Raw genomic sequence first — 16154 nt, 5'->3', positions numbered from 1 at the left:
GCTGGCCAGTCGCGCACGAGAGCGAGGAGCAGCACGTTGAGCACTCGACAGCACGACGCCCGGGCCTACCGGCCACAGGTGGGCGAACTCGTCCTCGACCGGAGGACCGGACGCACCGGCATCTACATGGGCACCCTCGGCGGCGAGCACTACCTGCGCCCCGAGGGCGGCGGCCGCGAATGGACCGCCGAACCGAACCACGTCTCGCCCGCCCCAGGCCCCCGCGATTCAGCTGATTGAGATCGGCGCCGGGAATTGCGGCAAAACCCACGCAAACCACGGCATTCAGGGCCCCGGTAATCCCCCCGGTGAATCCGGAATTCCGGAACCCCGCGGGCCCGCCGCCGGGCACGTTACGGATGACTCCGGTCACCATGCGTGCACCACGGACGGGAATCGGCCACCACGATGGACCCGCACACGAATTGGCGCGCACATAACCAACAGTGCCCCCGCGCCCGGACGGGGGCACGGGGGCGCTCAGCCGGCAACGGCTTACGGGTGGCCGCCGACGATGCTCTCGGGCTGGCGCGGGCTGTCCGGCTCACCGGTGGCCGGGTCGGGCTCCGCTACGTACTGACCCTCGTCACCGAACGAGCCGTTCTCGAACGCGTTCTTGTCGGCGTCGGTCGGCTGGGTGTACTCGGTGGGGTTCGAGGACGCGGTCACCGCACCCTCGACAGCCTTGCCCGCCTCCACAGCGGCGGCCGGGGCACCGGTCTGCGCCGCGCTCTCGGGCGTCGACGGCACCGGGGTCTCGCTCTGGTCGTTGGCCATTGGGCGGCCGCCTTTCAGTCATCAATTGTGTCCCACCCGACCTCTGTGGCGCGGGCGCGCGGACAGTATCGTAGGGTTGATTAAATGTCCGATAAACATCGTGCGGCTTGCGGCGCCGTCCGGCAGAGTCAGGCGCCCGCCTAAGCTGAAGCACCACGGCGGACCGCCGAGCGCCCTTTCACGGAATCGACACCACAGGCCATCGGGGGACGTCATGGAGTTTCGGGAGACGCCGCAGACACCTGCGCTGCGCTTCCAAGTCCTCGGCCCGGTCCAGGCCTGGCTCGACGGCAAGCCCCTCTCCCTCGGATCCCCCCAGCAGCAGGCCGTTCTGACCACCCTTCTGCTGCACTCCGGCCGCCTGGTCACCACCCAGGACCTGGTCGACGCGCTCTGGGGCGACCGTCCGCCGGCCCAGGCCGTCGCCGCGCTGCGCACCTACATCTCCCGTCTGCGCACCGTCATCGAGCCCCGGCGCGAGGTGCGCCGGCCCGCCGAGCTGCTGATCTCGGTCGCCGACGGCTACGCCCTGCGCATCCCGGGCGAGGCTCTCGACCTGACGGTCTTTGAACGACTCTCCGCCGAAGCCGCGGCCGCACGCGCCTCCGGTGACAAGCACGAGGCACACAGGCTGCTGGCGCAGGCACTGGACCTGTTCAGCGGCCGCCCGCTCACCGGCATCCCCGGCCCCTACGCCGACGCCCAGCGGCTGCGGCTGGCCGAACGCCAGGTGGCCGCCGCCGAGGAGCTGTGCGCCGCCGCCCTCGACATCGGTCTGCACTCCGAGATCGTCGGCGAGCTCAACAACCTGACGGCCGAGCATCCGCTGCGCGAGCGGCTGCGCGAACTGCTGATGCTGGCGCTGTACCGCTGCGGACGCCAGGCCGAGGCGCTCGGCGTCTACACCGACACCCGCAAGCTGCTGATCGAGGAGCTCGGCGTCGAACCGGGCGCGGGCCTGTCCGCGATGCACACCCGCATCCTCGCGGCTGACCCGGCGCTCACCCTCCCCGCCGCACCTGCCCCCACCACCCGCGAGGACGGTCTGGCCGCACCCCCACCTCCGGCCCAACTCCCCGCCGACGTATCAGACTTCAGCGGTCGTTCGGATCTAGTGGACGACCTCTCGACGGTCCTGATGAACGCCACGGGACAGGCCGTGGTGGTGACCTCGCTGGCCGGCATCGGAGGGGTCGGGAAGACTACCCTCGCGGTGCACGTCGCCCACCGCGTCCGATCCGACTTCCCGGACGGGCAGTTGTACGTCGACCTGCGCGGAGCCGGCGCCTCGCCAGCCGACCCTGTGGTCGTCCTTGGAGACTTCCTGCACGCGCTCGGCGTCACCGAGAGCCCCGACTCGCTCGAACAGCGTGCCGCCCTCTACCGTTCGCTGCTCGCCAGCCGCCGGATGTTGATCCTGCTCGACAACGCGCGCGATGCCGACCAGATCCGTCCGCTCATCCCCGGGGTCTCCGGCTGCGCCGTGCTTGCCACCAGCCGCTCCCGGCTGGCCGGCATCCCGGGTGCGCAGCTGTTCGACGTCGAGGAGCTGACCCCGGACGAGGCGCTGGCGCTGTTCTCGGCCATCGTCGGCGAACAGCGGGTCGCCGCCGAGCCTGAGGCGGCCATGAAGGTGGTCACCGCCTGTGGTTTCCTTCCGCTCGCCGTCCGTATCGCCGCCGCCCGGCTGGCCAGCCGCCCGCGCTGGAGCGTCTCCGACCTGGCCAGTCGGTTAGCCGATCAACGACGGCGGCTGGACGAACTCCAGCTCGGCAACCTCGCCGTGGAGACCACCATCGGGCTCGGCTACGGACAGCTGTCCGCGGCCGAGGCCCGCGCATTTCGGCTGCTCGCCCTGATCGACTCCCCGGACATCCCGCTGGCGGCCGTCACGGCGCTGCTGGGCGTGGACGAGTACACCGCCGAGGACCTCGCCGAGGCGCTGGTCGAGGCGAACATGCTGGAGTGCTTCGCCCCCGGTCGCTACCGCTACCACGACCTGCTCCGGCTCTACGCCCAGCGACAGAACGAGCGGATCGGGGACACCGAGGAGCAGGAGCGGGCGGTCATGCGGCTGCTCGACCTGCTGATCCCGACCGTGCGCAACGCGGCGCGGACCATCGAGCCGGACGACCCGGAGCCCGCGCTGCTGACCACGCCCGCTTCACCGGGGATCGACCTGCCCACAAGCGGCTCAGCACAGGACTGGCTCCGGACGGAGGGTGCCCTGCTCCTCAGTGCCATGGCCGCAGCGACGCGCGGGCCCCGCCCCTCTCAGCACGCGGCAATCGACCTGTTGATCCTGTTGTACGGCCTCGGCCCGGACCCCACCCATGGCCCCCAGGTACGGCCGATCCTGGAGACCGTCGGCCGCGCGGCGGAGCACTGCGGCGACCTCGCCACGCTCGCCCGAGTGCACTTCGCCCTGGGTACCCTGCAGTCCGCCACCAGCGACTTCCAGGAGGCCGAACAGTCCTTCCGCCGGAGCCTGGACCACCAGGCTCCGGACGATCCGACCGTCCTGCTCCTGGCCACGGCCAACATGCTGGGGGTGATCCTGAGCGTGGGTAACCGGCCGGACGAGGCGCTGTTGTTCCTCGAACAGGCGCGCGCCACCAGCCAGGCGGTCCGTACGCCGATCGCCGAGGCGCGGATCGTCAGCAACATGGCCCGGGTGCAGCACCGACTCGGCATGGCCGAGACCGCGATCCAGTCCGCCAGCGAGGGTGTCGCCGCTGCCCGGGCGTCCAAGAACGGCCCACTGCTCGCCCAGACGCTCTATCAACTCGGCGTGGTGCTCCCCGGCGACGAGGCCGTCCCGCACCTGCGGGAGGCGCACCGGCTCTACCAGTCCCAGCGCAACTCGCTCTGGGAGGGCTACACCCTGGCCCGCCTCGCCTCCGCCCTGCTCGCCGCCGAGCAGCACACCGACGCCGCCGAGACGGCCGGCGCGTCGCTCGCGATCGGCCAGGAGATGGGCTCCGCCTACTGCCAGGGCCTCGCCAACGCCGCCCTAGGCGAAGCGCTGCTCGCCCTGGCCCAGCCGGCCCGCGGGCTCGCGTGCCTCCAGGAGGCGCACGCGATCTTCACGCGGCTCGGTGTGCCGGAGGCCTCCCCCGTGGCGGACCTCATTTCCCGTCAGCACACCGAGCCCTTCTCTTCTCCCCCCGCGCCCTAAGGCCTCCGCCCCCCAGCGGAGCACCTCCCCCGATGCGCGTTGGCGCTCCCGCAGCCCCCCGGCTGCGGGAGCGCCCTCAACGCTTCCCCGGCGCTGGACTCCACTCTGCACCCCACCGATTGACGTTCGATAAACGTCCGATTGTCAGCCTGCGGACTGGCGAAACCGCAGGTCAGCGCCGTCACCCCGGCGCTCCGTCCGGCGTGCGGGGCTCGGCGCACCACCCACGCCCGCACCGTCGTGCTTCCGAGAACCTAGTCCACATCGGCCCAAGCATGACGAGTTGGCCGGAAACGGACCCCATGGCGCAGAGATCACGCATATTCTCAGATGCCAGTACGCACACGAGTGTCCGCTGGCAACGTGTCGGGGTGCAGTGCGTCTGTGTGATGCGGGGAGCGTGACGTACCGCCACCGGCAGCGGCCCGCGAGGCTGCGGAGGAGCCGACCGGAGGCCACGGGTGGAAAGGTGCCTCTCAACGTGACGACCGGACAGATATCCGACTCGTTCCCGGTCGGCGAGGAAGCCGACGACGACGAACCCGGCGTACGGCGGCGCCGTGCGGCGCGGGCCCTCCAGGCGGTCGCCTTCGACACCATCGGCGCCGGGTACGGCGAGGCCTTCCCGGCCAAGGACGGGCAGCTGGAGTGCGGGAAACTGCTGCTCACGGCGCTCGAACCCGGGGCCCGGGTGCTGGACGTGGGCTGCGGCACCGGCGAGCCGACCGTCCGCCAGCTGACCGCCGGCGGGCTGCGGGTGACCGGGGTGGACCTCTCGGACGTGATGCTCGCGCTGGCCCGTCAGGCGAACCACCCCGGCCCGTGCCCACCCGATTTCCATCGGATCGACCTGTACGATCTGGCCACCGAGCGCGCCGACCGGGTCTGGGGCGTCCCCGGGCTCGGCCCGGAGGGCCACGGCACCTTCGCCGCCGTCACCGCGTTCTTCTCCCTGATCCTGCTGCCGCAGGACGAGATCCCGACCGTGCTCGGGCGGTTGCGCGAACTCCTGCGACCGGGCGGACTGCTGGCGCTCGGTATGGTCGAGGCGGACCTGGATCACGTTCCGCTTCCGTTCCTTGGCAGAGAGCTGCGGATCAGTGGGTATCTGCGGGAGGATCTGGAACGGGTTCTGGTCGCGGCCGGTTTCGCCGTCGAGGAGTGCTCGGGGCATCCGTACGCGCCGGCCAGTACCACGCTGCCGCCGGAGGAACAGCTGTTCCTGTGCTGTCGGCGCGTCGGCTGATCGGCCACCCGACCACCCGGCCACCGCCCGACCAGCACACCCACCGACCAGCCCACCGCCCAGCACACCCACCGACCACACCGAATCCAGGACAGGCAGCCGTGCGCGACCAGCTCAAGACCGAGGCGGAGCAGCCGCCCGCCGTCCCGGGCCAGCGCCGCCGGGTCCCGGCCCGGGCACAGGCCCCGGCGAAGCCGCCGACGGCACGGCCGGACCGCGCCGGGGCGGCGGAAGGGGTGGCCGACCGCCTCGCCTACCTCGACGCGGCGACCCGACGGATCAACAGCGCCCTCGACCTGTCCGCGACCCTGCGCAACATCGGCCGGGTGCTGGTCCCGACCCTCGCCGACGCGGCCGTCGTCCACCTGCGCGACCCGCTGCCCAACGTCGAGCGCGAGCCCGGCTTCCCTGACGAGCTGAGGATCCACCACAGCACCGGCACCCGGATCGGCCGGCGCGGCCGCAAGGGCGGCGTGGACGACCGGCACCGCTCCCGATTCGGCTCCCGCTCCACCGCCGACCCGGGCCCGACCGTCCCGGTCACCCGCGGCGGCGCGCTCGCGCACGCCCTGCTGAGCCGCCGCCCCGCCGAGGCGGCCGTCCTGGGCACGCCCGCGGCCGAGCGCGCCGAGACGCTGCTGCGGGAGCTGTACGGCCCCCGCGGGCTGGCCCGGCTGGCCGCCGGCACCTCCGTCCTCGCTCTGCCGCTGCGCGGCCGCAAGGCCGTCCTCGGACTGCTGGTGCTGATCCGGCGACCCCCTGAACGCACCGGCCGCCCGGCCTTCGACCCGGCCGACACCGCGACCGCCGCGCACCTGGCCACCCAGGCCGGGCTGGCGGTGGACACCGCGCTGCGGTACGCCCGCGAGTGGGAGATAGCCAACGAGCTCCAGCGCAGCATGCTGCCGTTGCGGCTGCCACAGCCGCACGGCGTCCGGCTCGCCCAGCGCTACCTGCCCGGTGAGCGCGGCGCGCAGGTCGGCGGTGACTGGTACGACGCGGTGCCGCTGCCCGGAAACCGGGTCGCCCTGATCGTCGGCGACGTGATGGGCCACTCGCTCACCTCGGCCGCCATCATGGGCCAACTGCGCACCAGCGCGCAGACCTTGGCCGCTCTCGACCTGCCGCCGCACGAGGTGCTCTACCACCTGGACGAGCAGGCCCAGCGGCTCGGCCGCGAACAGCACCTGGCCACCTGCGTGTACGCGGTGTACGACCCGATCGCCAACCGGGTGGTGCTGGCCAACGCCGGGCACGTCCCACCGGTGCTGGTCCGCCCGGACGGCACGGCCGAGTTGGTGGAGCTGGACTCCGGGGCGCCGATCGGGGTCGGCGGGGTGGACTTCAACTCCGTCGAACTGCCCGCGCCGCCCGGTTCGGCGCTGCTGCTGTTCACCGACGGCCTGGTGGAGACCCGCAGCCGTCCGATCAGCGACGGCCTGGAGGTGCTCCGCGCCAGGATCGCCGCCGCCCGCTGGCAGTCCCCCGAGCAGCTGTGCCAGGAGGCGCTGCGGATCCTGCCGCCCGGGGACCGCGGTGACGACATCGCCCTGCTCGGCGCCTGCTTCGACGGCATCCCGGCCGGGGACGTCGCGCACTGGTACCTGCAGCCGCGCAACGAGACGCCGGGCCGGGCGCGCCGGCTGGCCGCGCACACCCTGCGCCGCTGGGGGCTGGACGAGCTGAGCGAGGCGACCGAGCTGATGGTCAGCGAGCTGGTGACCAACGCCGTCCAGCACGCGACCCGGCCGGTCACCCTGAGCCTGGTGCGCACCACCCGGCTGCGCTGCGAGGTCGGCGACGACAGCCCGCTGCTGCCGCGGCCGCGCCGTACCGGCCCGGAGGACGAACGCGGGCGCGGGCTGCAGATAGTGGCCCGGTGCGCGGACCGCTGGGGCGCCACCCGGCTGGGCACCGGCAAGGTGGTCTGGTTCGAACAGCGGCTGCCCACGCAGATGTGACGACGCCCGGCGGGAACACATCCCACCGGGCGCGTCGAAGGGGCCGTCACACCCCGACGGGCTCCTTCACCGGCTTCTCCTCCAGCCGGGCGATCAGCTGTTCGCCCTCCATGTCGACCTTCGGCACGACCTTCTCCAGCCGCCTCGGGAACCACCAGGCCGCCTTGCCGAACAGCGCCATCGCGGCCGGTACCAGCGCCATCCGCACCACGAAGGCGTCCACCAGCACGCCCACCGCGAGGGCGAAGCCGATCGGCTGGACGATCGGGTCGTGGCCGAAGACGAAGGCCCCGAACACCGAGATCATGATCAGCGCGGCCGCGGTCACCACCCGGGCGCCGCCCTTCACCCCGCCGACGACCGCCTCGCGCGGCTCCTTGCCGTGGACGTACTGCTCCTTCATCCCGGAGACCAGGAACAGCTCGTAGTCCATCGCCAGCCCGAACAGCACGCCGATCAGCAGGATCGGCACGAAGCTGACCACCGGGCCGACCTTGGGCACGTCGATCAGGCCGTCCAGCCAGCCCCACTGGTAGACCGCGACCACCGCGCCGAGCGAGGCCACGATGCTGAGCAGGAAGCCGAGCACCGCCTTGAGCGGCACCAGCACCGAGCGGAAGGCCAGCGCCAGCAGCAGCAGGGCGATGCCGACGATCACCGCGACGAACGGCGGCAGGGCCTGGCCGAGCTTGGTGGAGACGTCGATGTTGGCGGCCGTGGTGCCGGTGACGGCGATGCTCGCGCCGGTCGCGGACTTGAGCTCGGCGCGCTGGTCGCGGATCTCGTTGACCAGCGCCTTGGTGTCCGCGTGGTCCGGGCCGGTCTGCGGGATGACGGGCACCAGGGCGGTCCGACTGGCCTGGTCGACGGTCGGCGGCAGCAGCGTCCTGACGCCCTTCAGGGTCTGCAGCTTCCCGGCCACGGCCTGCACCGCCTGCTCGGGCCGGGGCGCGTCATGGGCGTCCACGACGACCACCAGCGGCGCGTTGAAGCCCGGGCCGAAGCTCTCGCCGACCAGGTCGTACGCCTTGCGGGCGTCCGTCCCGGCGGCCTGCGATCCGCCGCCCGGCAGGCCGAGCTCAAGGCTCGCGGCGGGCACCGTGAGGGCGCCCAGCCCGGCCAGGCCGACCAGCAGCACGGCCAGTGGGCGGCGGACCACGAAGCGGGCCCAGCGCTCGCCCACGGTGGTCCGGCCGTGCGTGGTCAGCGCCCGCTTCCAGACCGGCAGCCGGTCGATCGCGCGGCCGGCGAAGCCGAGCACCGCGGGCAGCAGGGTGATCGCGACCAGGACGGCGACCACGACGGCGCCGGAGGCGGCCAGCCCCATCACGGTGAGGAACGGGACGCCGGCCACGGCCAGCCCGGCGAGCGCGACCACGACGGTCAGGCCGGCGAAGACCACCGCGCTGCCGGCGGTCGCGGTGGCCCGGGCGGCGGCCTCCTCGGGCTCCAGGCCCTCGTCCAGGTTGCGGCGGTGCCGGAAGAGGATGAACAGCGCGTAGTCGATGCCGACCGCGAGGCCGACCATCAGCGCCAGCACCGGCGCGGTGGTGATGATCTCGAACGAGCCGGTGAGCGCCAGCAGGGCGCCCAGGGCCACGCCGACGCCGATCAGGGCGGTCAGCAGCGGGAGCCCGGCGGCGACCAGGGTGCCCAGGGTGACCACCAGCACCACCCCGGCCACCACCAGGCCGATCGACTCGGTGCCGCCCTCGATCTGGGCGAACCGGTTGTACGCGTCGCCGCCGAAGGCGACGTCCAGCCCGGCCGCGCGGGCCGGTTCGGCGGCGGCCTTCACGGCCTCGCGCTGCTGGTCGGTGACCTCGGCGAGCTTGTGGTCGAAGGAGACCAGCGCGATCGCGACCTTCCCGTCCGGGGAGACGGCGCCGGTGGCGTACGGGTCGGGCACCGCGGCCACGCCGGGGACGTGGGCGATCCGGTCGACGGCCTCGCCGACCGCCTTGCCCGCCCCGGGCGCCTTGATGCCGCCGGAGTCCTTGGCGGCGAAGACGATCTGCGCGGAGCCGTGGCCCTGCGCCGGGAAGGTGCCCTTGATCTTGTCCAGGGTGCTCTGGGCCTCGGTGCCGGGGACCTTGAACTCGTCGCTGGTCTTGCCGGCGAAGGCCCCCGCGGCGCCGCCGATCGCGATCAGCAGGGCGATCCAGACGGCCAGCACGGCCCGCCTTCTCCGGAAGCAGTAGCGGCCCAGCCGATACAGGTACGTGGCCATGGGTTCCCTCGGTCGGATCGTCGGACAGGCGGCTGCCTGAGCGGACCCGTCTCACGGTAGACCCAAGTTTGTCAGGTGACAAAGTTGGGCGACAAAATCATCCGACACGGTTGCCCGACCATGGCGCTACCCTGGCTGAATGGCTCATGTCCCCGCCTCCGAACGCCGACCACAACTGGTCCGGGCCGCGATCGACCTGATGACCCGGGAAGGGGTCGCCGCCGGCAGCACCCGCGCGATCGCGGCCGAGCTGGGCGTGGCACAGGCGACGGTGCACTACACCTTCGGCACCAAGAAGGACCTCTACCGGTCCGTCGTCGAGGAGGTGGCCTCCCAGTTCATCGACCAGGTGCGCGCCGCGTCCCCGGGCGACGGCCCGTTCGGCGAGCAGGTCCGCACCCTGGTGCACGCGCTCTGGGCCGCCGCCACCGGCGAGGAGGGGCGCTGCGTGCTGCTGAGCGAGTTCTCGGCGCTGGCGATGCGCGATCCCGACGTACGGGAGATCATGCTCGGACTGGACCGCGCGATCGAGGGCACCGCCACCGAGATGCTCGCCGCCCTCGCGGCCGCCCACCGACTGACCCTGGCCGTGCCCGCCCGCGAGATCGCCGTCCACTTCCTCAGCGGCTTCGACGGCCTGACGGCCCGCCACCTCACCGGGCACTCCCCCGGCGAGCCCGCCGACCCGGACACCCTGCGGGCGCTGGACCTGCTGGTGGCCACGACGGTCGGGCTCTGCCTGGGCACCCCCGCCGCGGTCGGCCGGGGCGCCTGAAGCCGCCTGCCGAGGACGGGCCCTCAGGGCCCGCCCGGCGGGAGTCGTCAGACAGGCCTCAGGAGACGATCCGGACCGGCAGTTCGGCCAGCACCTCGCGCAGCGCGGCCGCGAAGCGCTCGTACTCCGCGCTGCGGGCCGAGCCCGGGCGGGTGGCCAGCCCGATCCGGCGGCCGGGTGCCGGATCGGCGAAGCGGACGGCGGCCAGCCGGTCGGCGCGGCCGGCCTCGACGTCCAGCGCGGTGGCGGGCAGCAGGGTCACTCCGAGACCCCCGGCGACCAACTGGACCAGGGTGGACAGCCCGGCCGCGCGGGTGGTGGAGCCGGCCTGGTCGGCGCCGACCTCGCGGCAGATGTCCAGCGCCTGGTCACGCAGGCAGTGCCCCTCCTCCAGCAGCAGCACGTCCAGGTCGAGCAGCACGTCGCGCGGGACGTCGATCCGCCCGGCGAGCGGATGCCCGGGCGGGGTGACCAGGACGAAGTCCTCGTCGAACAGCGGGATGTCCCGGGTCGGCGAGGTCCCGCCGGCCGGCAGCGCGAGCAGCAGCACGTCCAGGCGCCCGGCGGCCAGACCCTCCAGCAGCGAGGGGGTGCGCTCCTCGTGGACGTGCAGCTCCAACTCCGGGAACCGGTCGCGGACCAGCTTCAGCACCAGGGGCAGGAGATACGGCGCGACGGTCGGGATCACGCCCAGGTGCAGCGGCCCGGTGAACGGCCGGCGGGCGGCCTCGACCTCCTCGGTCAGCGCCTGCAGCGAGGCCAGCACCCGACGGGCGTGCTGGTGCACCCGCTCCCCCAGCGGCGTGACGATCACCTTGCGCGTCGTACGCTCGACCAGCTGGGCGCCCAGCGACTCCTCCAGTGCCGCGACCGCCCCGGACAGCGCCGGCTGGCTGGTCCCGGTCGCGGCGGCGGCCTCCCGGAAGTGTCGGTGCTCGGCCACCGCGACGAAGGCCCTGAGCTGGGCGACCGTCGGCGTCCGGGGGCTGCGGGCCGTGGCGCTCGCCACAGTCGGATCGGCCTTGGCGGAGGCGGACCTGCGGGCGGCGGGCCGGGATACGGGCGGTTCAGTACTGATAGCAATCTCCGATCAGACACATCCAGTGTAGCTATTTCCCTGATCAGTCCACGATGTGGAATCGTGGGTCGTGTCCGGAATCCGGACAAAGCTCCCCACAGTCTCACTTCAGGAGAAGCGAACGTGCTCACGATCGGTGACAAGTTCCCCGAGTTCGACCTCAAGGCCTGTGTCGACCTCGACGCCGCGAACGCCTTCGCCGACATCAACCACAAGTCCTACGAGGGCAAGTGGAAGATCGTCTTCTTCTGGCCGATGGACTTCACCTTCGTCTGCCCCACCGAGATCGCCGCGTTCGGCAAGCTGAACGACGAGTTCGCCGACCGCGACGCCCAGATCCTCGGCGTCTCCGGCGACTCCGAGTTCGTGCACCACGCCTGGCGCAAGGACCACAAGGACCTGCGCGACCTGCCCTTCCCGATGCTGGCCGACGTCAAGCACGACCTGATGCGTGCCTGCGGCGTCGAGGGCGAGGACGGCACCGCCCAGCGCGCCGTGTTCATCGTCGACCCGAACAACGAGATCCAGTTCGTCATGGTGACCGCCGGCTCCGTCGGCCGTAACCCCAAGGAGGTCCTGCGGGTGCTGGACGCCCTGCAGACCGACGAGCTGTGCCCGTGCAACTGGAACAAGGGCGAGGACACCCTCGACGCCCAGGCCCTCCTGGCGGGCTGACCCATGGCCCTCGACGACCTGAAGGCCGCCCTCCCGGACTACGCCAAGGACCTCAAGCTCAACCTGGGCTCGGTCATCGGCAACTCCGACCTCCCGGCCCAGCAGCTCTGGGGCACCGTGCTCTCCTGCGCGATGGCCACCCGCAGCCCCGGCCTGCTGCGCGAGCTGGAGCCCGAGGCCAAGGCCAACCTCTCCCCGGAGGCGTACACCGCCGCCAAGGGCGCGGCCGCGATCATGGGGATGAACAACGTCTACTACCGGACGCTGCATCTGCTCTCCGACAAGGAGTACAGCACGATGCGCGCCGGCCTGCGGATGAACATCATCGGCACCCCCGGCGTCGAGAAGATCGACTTCGAGCTCTGGTGCTTCGCGGTCTCCGCCATCAACGGCTGCGGCCAGTGCCTCGACTCGCACGAGGCCGTCCTGCGCAAGGCCGGCGTCGAGCGCGAGGTCATCCAGGCCTCGATGAAGATCGCCGCCGTCCTGCAGGCCGTGGCCGGCGTCCTCGACTCCGAGGCCGCCCTCGCCGCCGTCAACTCCTGACGCACCCGGCACGACGCCGACGGGCCCCTCCTCCCCAGGAGGGGCCCGTCGGCGTTTCCGCGCCCTGGGCCCTCTCAACTCCGGTACAGTGCTGGGCGATCCGTGCACGACATTCGGTCCGAGGGGGGCCTGCGGTGTCCGACCACCCTTCGCATTGCGGCGGCTTCCAGATCGACGCCGACGCGCTCCACGAGGCAGCCGGAACGGCGAGCACGACCGCAGCCCGGATCCCCGGCCAGACCAAGGCCGTCCTCGACTCGTCCCACCAGGCCGTCACCGCTCTGTCGGGCCTCCGGTGCGCCGCCGCGCTCGACACCTGCAGCGACGCCTGGCACATGCTCCTGGACGACCTCCGCACCACGATGAGCCGACACGGCCGGCACCTCGAAGAGGCCGCCCACCGGTACCGGGCCGCCGACCACCAGGTCGCCACCCGGTTCGGCCCGACGGCGGAGCAACAGCAGAACTTCGTCCGGCACTTCGGCTAGGGGCCGACGACCGTGGATCTCGCGACGCTGCGCGACACCGACTTCGCCGCCCTCCACGCCGCCGCCGACGCGTACGACAAACTGCACGGCGCCTTCGGACAACACCTGGAGAGCTGGCACAGCGGGGTCGACCAGCGGCTCGCCGCCTCCGGCTGGACCGGACCGGCGGCCGACGCGGCCACACCCTCCTTACGGCTCACCACCGGCGAGTTGAGGGCCGCCCATTCCGAGGTCGGCCAGATCGGCAAGGTCCTCCGGACCGGCGCGGACGCCCTGGTCCTCGTCCAGTCCGCCCTGCGCAAGGCCCTGGAGGACGTGAGGACCGCCGGCATGTCGGTCAACGAGCACGGCGCCGTCATCTGGGGGCCCGCCCCCTACGCCGACCAGCACGACCCCGAGTACCGGAAGAGCCGCGAGCGGACCGCCACGGCACTCGCCGCCCGCATCCGCGCCGCCCTCACCGAGGCCGGCACCATCGACCAGGCCGTCGCCGCCCGGCTCCAGCACTACACCACCCGCGCCCACGACGGCACCGGCCTCGACCCGGACGCGGCCGTCCAGGACCAGCTCGACCCGAACCTCGCCGTACGAACCCTGCTCCGCGTCGCCGTGCCGCGGGACGGCGCCCCACCGACCGAGGTGAACGCCTGGTGGAACGGACTCCCCGCCGACGAACAACAACGGCTGATCAAGGACCACCCGGACCTCGTCGGCAACCGCGACGGCATCCCCGCCCTCGCCCGGAACCAGGCCAACCGGGCCCTCCTGTCGCAGCTCCTCGCCACGTACGAGGGCCACCCACCGCCGCTCTCCGACATGGACGAGCTCAGACTCGCGGGCTTCCGCAAGATCAACGAGCGGTTGGAGAACGCTGCGGGACAGGACCCGCCGGTCCTCCTGCTCGGCATCGGCGAGGAGGGCCAGGGCCGCGCCATCCTCTCCTTCGGCAACCCCGACACCGCCCGGAACGTCACTTCCCTCGTCGGCGGCATGGGCACCGAACTCCAACGCGTCGGCGGCGGCGACGCCGACCGGGCCAAGGCGGTGTACGACTCGGCCGGGCGCGCCGACCCCGCCCGCAGCACGGCGTCGATCGCGTGGCTGGGCTACGACGCGCCGCTCTCCCCTCAGCGGACCCTCGACTTCAGCCGCGCCCGGAGCGGAGTCGACGCCTACCGCACCTTCCTCGAAGGGCAGCGCGTCACGCACCAGGGACCTCCGGCCCACGTCACGGCACAGGGACACAGCTTCGGCTCACTCCTGGTCGGCCTCGCCGCGAGGAAGCCGGCCGGGCTGGCGGCCGACGACATCATCCTGGTCGGCAGCCCCGGCACCGACGCCTTCCACGCCTCCGAGTTCTCGGTGGGGGCCGCCCACACCTACGTCGGCGCCGCCGGCTGGGACTACGTCTCGCACGCCGGCTGGTACACCCGGGACCCGGCGAGCGCCGACTTCGGCGCCCAGCGCTTCGCCGTGGACGTCGGGTCGGCCGACGGCACCGCACACTCGTCCTACTGGGACGACGGCCCCCATGACGACCACACCTCGATCGACAACATCGGAGAGATCGTCAGCGGTCACGGCGACCGGATCACGAAGGTGGCCGGCCGCCGTGACTGACCACACGCCGGAACCCCGCCCGCCCCGGACGAGGCACCCCCAGCTCCGGCGGCCACACCCGGCACGGTGGCCACGTCCGACCCCGTCCTAGTCCACTGCCGGGGCCGGTTCCGCCGCCTGGGTCGGTTGCGCCGGTTGGGCCGCCGCCTTGTGCTCGGCGGCTTCGCGGGCGGCTTCGAGGGCGGTGAAGACGGCCTGGCCGGCCTCGTTGCGGCGGCGCAGGTGGGTGATGACGGTGTTGGTGACGGCGATCAGCGGGACGGCGACCACCGCGCCGCCGATGCCGCCGATGATCCCGCCGGCCGCGACGCCGAGGACCACGCCGAGCGGGTGGACCCGGACGGCGCGGCCGAGGATCAGCGGCTGGAGGATGTGGCTCTCGACCTGCATCACCACGATCAGGATCACCAGCACCATCAGCGCCGTCCACGGCCCCTGGGTGACCAGGGCGATCAGGACCGCGACGGTGCCGGTGACCAGGGCGCCGACCAGCGGGACGAAGGCGCCCAGGAAGATGATCACGGCGAGCGGCACGGCCAGCGGCACGCCCAGCAGCTCGATGCCGGTGCCGATGCAGACCGCGTCGATGAAGGCCACGCAGACCGTGCCGCGCACGTAAGCGGTGAGGGTGATCCAGGCCTTGGGGCCGGCGCCGGCCATCGCGAAGCGGGAGTGCCGGGGCAGGCCGCGCAGGGCCCAGTTCCAGATCTTCGCCCCGTCGTAGAGGAAGAAGAAGGTGGTGAAGAAGGTCATCATCAGCGCGGTCAGCACCTCGACGGCGATCTGCGCGCCGGTGATCGAGGCCGAGGTGAGCTGGTCGGTGTTGGTGGTGATCGCCTTGGTGATCTGATCGGCGAAGCTGGTGATCTGCTGGTCGGTCAGGTGCAGCGGTCCGGTGACCAGCCAGTCCTTCAGCTGGTTGACGCCGGTCTTCACCTGGGTGGTGACGTCGGACAGATTGGTGGTCACCTGCCACACCACGAACCAGCCGACCAGCCCGATCCCGGCCAGGCCGCTCAGGAACACCCCGCCCGCCGCGAGCGAGCGCGGCACCCCGTGCCGGCGCAGCCAGGAGACGGAGGGTTCCAGCAGCGCGGAGATCAGCAGCGAGGCCAGCACCGAGAAGGCCACCAGCCGCAGCATGTCGACGACGTAGAAGACGACGTACAGCGCGGCGCCGAGCAGCAGCAGCCGCCAGGTCGATTCGGCGGCCACCCGCAGTCCCCAGGGCACCGCCTCGGCGGGGGTGGCGGGCCGGCCCGGGTGGTACTCCCGCACGAGCCCAACGTTCGTGGCCGGGGCGGCCGGGGCCGCCGGGGCCGTAACCGTAGCCGTAGCCGTCGTCACGGCCATCGCCGCTGCGGCGGGCTCGACGGCTTCGGCTGCCGAGTCGACGCGCGGCACCGGGACGGGCCCGGGCGCCTCGGTGAGGGCCGGGACGGCGGGAGGCTCGTGCGGGTCGACCGCCATCGCGGCGCGTCGGCGCCGTTCGATCACGGCGGCCGCGCTCGCCACCACGGCCATGCCCTTGGCCACGGCCTTGAAGGCCTTTCCGCCCCGCGCCATCCTCGCTACCCACC

At 72.5% G+C, this 16154-nt stretch carries 13 protein-coding genes; 9 read left to right on the top strand and 4 right to left on the bottom strand.

Annotated elements, in window-relative coordinates:
* Nucleotides 1-36 precede the first annotated feature (36 nt).
* A complete protein-coding gene (locus tag ACFVWU_RS22260) occupies nt 37-240 on the top strand; it encodes a hypothetical protein (RefSeq protein ID WP_387623624.1) in 204 nt (67 codons plus the stop codon).
* A gap of 255 nt (nt 241-495) precedes the next feature.
* Here ACFVWU_RS22260 and ACFVWU_RS22255 read toward each other — a convergent pair whose 3' ends face one another.
* Nucleotides 496-777, bottom strand: coding sequence for a hypothetical protein (locus ACFVWU_RS22255; RefSeq protein ID WP_387623621.1), 282 nt, complete (start codon nt 775-777; stop codon nt 496-498).
* Nucleotides 778-991: 214 nt separating this feature from the next.
* Between ACFVWU_RS22255 and ACFVWU_RS22250 the strand changes: the two genes are divergently transcribed.
* The 3 genes from ACFVWU_RS22250 to ACFVWU_RS22240 all read left to right on the top strand — a co-directional run bounded on the left by ACFVWU_RS22250 (nt 992) and on the right by ACFVWU_RS22240 (nt 7162).
* Nucleotides 992-3955 (top strand): BTAD domain-containing putative transcriptional regulator, encoded by a 2964-nt coding sequence (locus tag ACFVWU_RS22250; RefSeq protein ID WP_387623619.1) that lies wholly within the window; start codon nt 992-994, stop codon nt 3953-3955.
* 481 nt (nt 3956-4436) lie between these two features.
* Nucleotides 4437-5201 (top strand): class I SAM-dependent methyltransferase, encoded by a 765-nt coding sequence (locus tag ACFVWU_RS22245; protein WP_387623616.1) that lies wholly within the window; start codon nt 4437-4439, stop codon nt 5199-5201.
* 101 nt (nt 5202-5302) lie between these two features.
* The gene (locus ACFVWU_RS22240) at nt 5303-7162 is read left to right on the top strand and encodes a SpoIIE family protein phosphatase (RefSeq protein ID WP_387623613.1); all 1860 of its coding nucleotides are present in this window, start codon (nt 5303-5305) and stop codon (nt 7160-7162) included.
* Nucleotides 7163-7208: 46 nt separating this feature from the next.
* Here ACFVWU_RS22240 and ACFVWU_RS22235 read toward each other — a convergent pair whose 3' ends face one another.
* Entirely contained in the window at nt 7209-9392 is a 2184-nt protein-coding gene (locus ACFVWU_RS22235) for an MMPL family transporter (RefSeq protein ID WP_387623611.1), read from the bottom strand.
* Between the two features lie 139 nt (nt 9393-9531).
* Between ACFVWU_RS22235 and ACFVWU_RS22230 the strand changes: the two genes are divergently transcribed.
* Nucleotides 9532-10167 (top strand): TetR/AcrR family transcriptional regulator, encoded by a 636-nt coding sequence (locus ACFVWU_RS22230; RefSeq protein WP_387623608.1) that lies wholly within the window; start codon nt 9532-9534, stop codon nt 10165-10167.
* Between the two features lie 58 nt (nt 10168-10225).
* Here ACFVWU_RS22230 and ACFVWU_RS22225 read toward each other — a convergent pair whose 3' ends face one another.
* The gene (locus ACFVWU_RS22225; RefSeq protein ID WP_387623605.1) at nt 10226-11176 is read right to left on the bottom strand and encodes a LysR substrate-binding domain-containing protein; all 951 of its coding nucleotides are present in this window, start codon (nt 11174-11176) and stop codon (nt 10226-10228) included.
* A 192-nt stretch (nt 11177-11368) separates the two neighbouring features.
* Here ACFVWU_RS22225 and ACFVWU_RS22220 point away from each other — a divergent pair, with 192 nt between their 5' ends.
* The 4 genes from ACFVWU_RS22220 to ACFVWU_RS22205 all read left to right on the top strand — a co-directional run bounded on the left by ACFVWU_RS22220 (nt 11369) and on the right by ACFVWU_RS22205 (nt 14574).
* Nucleotides 11369-11920 (top strand): peroxiredoxin, encoded by a 552-nt coding sequence (locus ACFVWU_RS22220; protein WP_045697699.1) that lies wholly within the window; start codon nt 11369-11371, stop codon nt 11918-11920.
* A 3-nt stretch (nt 11921-11923) separates the two neighbouring features.
* Nucleotides 11924-12466, top strand: a complete 543-nt coding sequence (locus ACFVWU_RS22215) for an alkyl hydroperoxide reductase (protein WP_387623603.1) — start codon at nt 11924-11926, stop codon at nt 12464-12466.
* Nucleotides 12467-12600: 134 nt separating this feature from the next.
* On the top strand, nt 12601-12954 hold the full coding sequence (locus tag ACFVWU_RS22210; RefSeq protein ID WP_387623600.1) for a hypothetical protein: 354 nt from the start codon (nt 12601-12603) through the stop codon (nt 12952-12954).
* Nucleotides 12955-12966: 12 nt separating this feature from the next.
* Complete coding sequence (locus ACFVWU_RS22205; RefSeq protein WP_387623598.1) at nt 12967-14574, top strand: alpha/beta hydrolase; 1608 nt, start codon at nt 12967-12969, stop codon at nt 14572-14574.
* An 87-nt stretch (nt 14575-14661) separates the two neighbouring features.
* On the opposite strand, the gene ACFVWU_RS22200 is transcribed toward ACFVWU_RS22205, so the two are convergent.
* On the bottom strand, nt 14662-16140 hold the full coding sequence (locus ACFVWU_RS22200) for an AI-2E family transporter (protein ID WP_387623595.1): 1479 nt from the start codon (nt 16138-16140) through the stop codon (nt 14662-14664).
* Nucleotides 16141-16154: the final 14 nt, after the last annotated feature.

Origin of the sequence: Kitasatospora sp. NPDC058190, assembly GCF_042883685.1 — a bacterium.
In the GTDB taxonomy this organism is placed as follows: domain Bacteria; phylum Actinomycetota; class Actinomycetes; order Streptomycetales; family Streptomycetaceae; genus Kitasatospora.
This window is presented reverse-complemented; position numbering and strand designations above follow the sequence as displayed.

What these genes read in the sequence shown, in the direction of transcription:
- ACFVWU_RS22250 (WP_387623619.1), top strand. Translation starts at nt 992, where the DNA reads ATGGAGTTTCGGGAGACGCCGCAGACACCTGCGCTGCGCTTCCAAGTC.
- ACFVWU_RS22235 (WP_387623611.1), bottom strand. Translation starts at nt 9,392, where the DNA reads ATGGCCACGTACCTGTATCGGCTGGGCCGCTACTGCTTCCGGAGAAGG.
- ACFVWU_RS22255 (WP_387623621.1), bottom strand. Translation starts at nt 777, where the DNA reads ATGGCCAACGACCAGAGCGAGACCCCGGTGCCGTCGACGCCCGAGAGC.
- ACFVWU_RS22215 (WP_387623603.1), top strand. Translation starts at nt 11,924, where the DNA reads ATGGCCCTCGACGACCTGAAGGCCGCCCTCCCGGACTACGCCAAGGAC.
- ACFVWU_RS22200 (WP_387623595.1), bottom strand. Translation starts at nt 16,140, where the DNA reads ATGGCGCGGGGCGGAAAGGCCTTCAAGGCCGTGGCCAAGGGCATGGCC.
- ACFVWU_RS22230 (WP_387623608.1), top strand. Translation starts at nt 9,532, where the DNA reads ATGGCTCATGTCCCCGCCTCCGAACGCCGACCACAACTGGTCCGGGCC.